We start from the raw sequence: 3,808 nt of genomic DNA on the forward strand, positions 1-3,808 counted from the left end.
TCAGTTAGGTGTGTACGGCCTTAGAATATAAATCTATTAATGGTAATATCGGGATTTCCCTTGTGATTACGCATTTTTTTAATTTTATCCCAAGAATAAACGACCCAAGGCCACACCAGTTCTAATCGTGTCCGATTTTTGTATGATAAATTTCTAAAATCAGAAAAAATTAATATCTTTTTGATCTTAATCTGAAGATTAATAATCAGATCTAAATTGTTTTGATGTTCCTCAGTTTTTTTATATTTTTTGATAAAAGTTGACTTTTTGAATATATTTTTTTATTTTTTGTAAGTAAATTTCATGGTTAATGATTTAAAAAAACTATTAATATCAATTTTGATAATATAATCAATTCCTTTTGAATCTCTGCTTCACATATTTGAATGGCATCATGAAAAAAAATTTTTGGTTAGAAATCCAAAAAAACTCCATTCTAAAAAAATATTTTCGAAAATAAAAAGTTAATAATTATTTCATAACCTTCTTGATTAATGGATTTTATAGCAAGAATAACGAGAGACCGATTTTTAAATTTTCTTATAAGACAAGAATTTATCAAACTAATTGAAATTATTAATGGCTTTTTTTAAGTATTCTCGGAAGTATTTTTCCATTTTCCAGAGTTTAATATCATTAATATTTTTTGAGTCAAATAGCCACAATGTGATTGAAATCTAGATAAATATTAATTATATATTACTCTGATTATTTAAACAACAATTCCAAATGATATTAAATATTTGCAAAAGCTTAGTTTATTGATCAGCAAAATTTTTGGCATTTGCGCTAATTCCATTGAATAAACAATAAATTACTAACTTCTTTCGCCCTATAAAGGTCATTAACCTTCTTCCTGAGAGGACGATTGACTTAAATGATTCCAAATTAAGTTTTACTCCTCCGACTACTAAAAAGTCGCTTTATCCTTGGGCCTAATGACTTTCATCTCATTATTGGTTAATTTAATAACTCTGCCTTTAGGATTCTCCAAGTTACTCTAAATATCGACCTTAATTCCTTAGGAGAAGTGACCGTTAGATTAACGGTGAGATTCCATGTTTTTTAGTTGATAAACTATCCAATATCAGTTACTTATATCGATAGCTTCTGGACTGCTCGAGTACAGTAGTTTGCGAGACAGGTTAGGAAACTACATCTTCTTATCTTCTTAGACCATTCCAGGTTTATCCTTAGAACTATTCGGTAGCGAGGTCATTTTGACTAACTACTTCATCGCAACCCGCTTTTAAGAACTGCTGTAATTCCTGATTGTTTCCTTTCAGTAACCGTTCTTATCCTTTCAGAGTTTATCGCCCTGGTGAGTGGTTAGTTCACTTAATATTTAGGCCTCTTTGGCGCCCTAACCGATTCATTAGTAAATTTTTGCATTTATTTATTAAAAACTCACTTCCTTATATTATATTTATGATTTTACAAAAATAAATTAATTTTTTATACCTAACAATAAAAAAAGACTTTTTCAAGTCTTTTTTGATGATATATAAAAATAAATTAAAAAATTTTATTAATTCTAACAGCTTTTAAACCTTGTTGAGTAGATTCTACATCAAATTCAAAAAGAGCACCTTGATAAAAAAAGTTTCTTCTATCTTCAGGCGTCATTTCTATAACAGATCTATCTGCTATTTGCGAAACATGAAAAAAAACTTCTTCTAATGTTTTAGTATCTAAACCAATTAATTCTTTAATTTCTGAATATTTTTCATTCATTTCCTCATTGGAAATTTCAGAATCTGATACCATGTTTTTTAATTCTTGAACTTTATTTTGTAATATTAATTTTTGTTCTTCTGATAAATTAGGATTTCTATAAATAAATCCATAATTACCTTTTTCTTCGTGATTATCCGTTATTCTTTTTTCGGAAAAAAACTTTAAATAACCTATACTACGTAGACTAATTTGATCTGCTGACATTTTAAAAAACTCCTCTGCAATTGCATTCTAATTTCATTCTCTAATTTTATTTTAATTAGTCGAAATAGTCACTTTCATTATACACAAATTAATAGTAAAATTAAATATTATATTTAACAATAAAAAATAAAATTTTATATTAAAATTTTTAACTATATTCATTTCATTAATGGATGTTTATGATATAATTATCCTATTAATACAATAAAACATATAGCCCTTATAGTTTAATGGTAAAACACATCAATGGTAATGATGTAATATAAGTTCAATTCTTATTAAGGGCACCAATTATTTTGTCAAAACCAATAACTTTTTTGGTAAAATTTAATAGTAATGATAAACTCAATAAATATTTAAAAAAATTATTAATAGTTTTTAATGAAATATAATCGCGGGTGTCGTATAATGGTTATTACATATGCTTGCCAAGCATATAATGAGGGTTCGATTCCCTTCACTCGCTCCATAAATAATTTTTTCAAAAAATTTAAAAAATTTATAATTAAAATAAAATATAATATAAATAGTTTAAAAAATTCCTAAATTATTTAATAAAAATAAATAAATATTAAATAAAATATTATTTGATCAAATTTGAAAATTATAAAAAATTACAAATATTTAAATTTGATCAAATAATATTTGATAATATAAAATAATTTTTGAATAATTTTAAAAACTTTTTAATAAAAATAAAAAAGAAATGTTTTTGTTAAGATAAATACTTAACTTAAAGCATTTCTTTTATATTTTTCAAACGATTAAGTTTCATCATTAAACTACGTTTAGCCTGGAAATCTCCAGGATGTTTTTTAACATGACATGATAATATTTCAATATCAACATTTAATAAATTAAACTGTACCTTATTAGAACCAGTATTAATAAGATTAGCATCATATTGTTCTAAAATTTTTCTTTTTTGTTCTTTATTCAAAGCCATTTTATTAAGTGATATCCTTCCAAAAACCCAAAAACAAAATTAAATATAAAATTAATAATTAATAAATTAAAATATCATCTTTTTTTATAGATAATTATAATTTTAAAAATTTTTCCACATCTAAAATAAAAACAGTAGCTCCTCCAACAGAAACTTCTGAAGGTAAAGAATAATAAGCAGAAAATTCATTTAAAATATCATTCGGTATAATTTGTGTTTTCTGTCTAGAATGGAATTTAATAATTTCTATAGCTTGTTCCACTTTATCTGCTGGCAAACCTATAATTAAAGTAACATTTTTTTTACTCAAAAATCCTCCTTGAGTTGATAATCTTGTACTAAAAAAGTTATTTTTACTCAAATTATGTTGCACTTCATCAGCATCCTCTGATGAAACAATAGCTAAAATTAATTTCATTTTTTTATTCATATGCTAATATTATATAATATTTGAATATATAAAAAATATTATTTTATAAAAAAATTTTAAATTATCAAAAATGGAGGCCCTGAACGGATTCGAACCGATGTTCAAGCTTTTGCAGAGCTATGCCTTACCACTTGGCTACAGGGCCAAATAAAATAATAACAAAAGATTTAAAAATATTATTTCTGAATATTCTGAATATCATGAATATCCTTTAAATAATACAATTAAAACTTCGTTATATTTATTATATATAAAATTAAAAATAAAAAAATAATATAAATTATGTTTTTTTAAATTATTAAATTATAAATTTATTATTTTTTTTCTTTATGAAGTAAACATTTCCTTTCGAAAGGACAATATTTTTTCAATTCTAAATTTTTAGGATTTTGTTTTTTAATACGGATAGATTAATTGCGTTTTATGCAGCGATTTGTATTTGCTGTTTTATTTACAATCAGCCCCCGTCCAAACCGGACAAGCAAGTTTCC

Annotated in this window: 4 protein-coding genes and 3 tRNA genes; 2 read left to right on the forward strand and 5 right to left on the reverse strand. The window is 24.2% G+C overall.

Features of this window, described 5'->3' with window-relative positions:
- Positions 1–1,515: 1,515 nt before the first annotated feature.
- Positions 1,516–1,941 (reverse strand): hypothetical protein, encoded by a 426-nt coding sequence (locus tag B2G44_RS00865; RefSeq protein ID WP_078122977.1) that lies wholly within the window; start codon positions 1,939–1,941, stop codon positions 1,516–1,518.
- 216 nt (positions 1,942–2,157) lie between these two features.
- Here B2G44_RS00865 and B2G44_RS00870 point away from each other — a divergent pair.
- Together B2G44_RS00870 and B2G44_RS00875 are read left to right on the forward strand one after the other, a co-directional pair.
- Positions 2,158–2,231 (forward strand) — tRNA-Thr (locus B2G44_RS00870).
- 104 nt (positions 2,232–2,335) lie between these two features.
- A tRNA-Gly gene (locus B2G44_RS00875) sits at positions 2,336–2,410 on the forward strand.
- Between the two features lie 264 nt (positions 2,411–2,674).
- Here B2G44_RS00875 and B2G44_RS00880 read toward each other — a convergent pair.
- The 4 genes from B2G44_RS00880 to rpmG form a co-directional block, all read right to left on the reverse strand.
- Positions 2,675–2,887: a 30S ribosomal protein S15 gene (locus B2G44_RS00880; protein WP_078122978.1), complete on the reverse strand. Its 213-nt coding sequence runs from the start codon at positions 2,885–2,887 to the stop codon at positions 2,675–2,677.
- Positions 2,888–2,981: 94 nt separating this feature from the next.
- Positions 2,982–3,305, reverse strand: a complete 324-nt coding sequence (locus B2G44_RS00885; protein ID WP_078122979.1) for a cyclic-di-AMP receptor — start codon at positions 3,303–3,305, stop codon at positions 2,982–2,984.
- A gap of 83 nt (positions 3,306–3,388) precedes the next feature.
- Positions 3,389–3,462: transfer RNA gene (locus B2G44_RS00890), tRNA-Cys, on the reverse strand.
- Between the two features lie 169 nt (positions 3,463–3,631).
- The gene (gene rpmG / locus B2G44_RS02490) at positions 3,632–3,724 is read right to left on the reverse strand and encodes a 50S ribosomal protein L33 (protein WP_078122980.1); all 93 of its coding nucleotides are present in this window, start codon (positions 3,722–3,724) and stop codon (positions 3,632–3,634) included.
- Positions 3,725–3,808 lie beyond the last annotated feature (84 nt).

This window comes from Candidatus Phytoplasma citri (assembly GCF_002009625.1).
Classification (GTDB): domain Bacteria; phylum Bacillota_I; class Bacilli_A; order Acholeplasmatales; family Acholeplasmataceae; genus Phytoplasma; species Phytoplasma citri.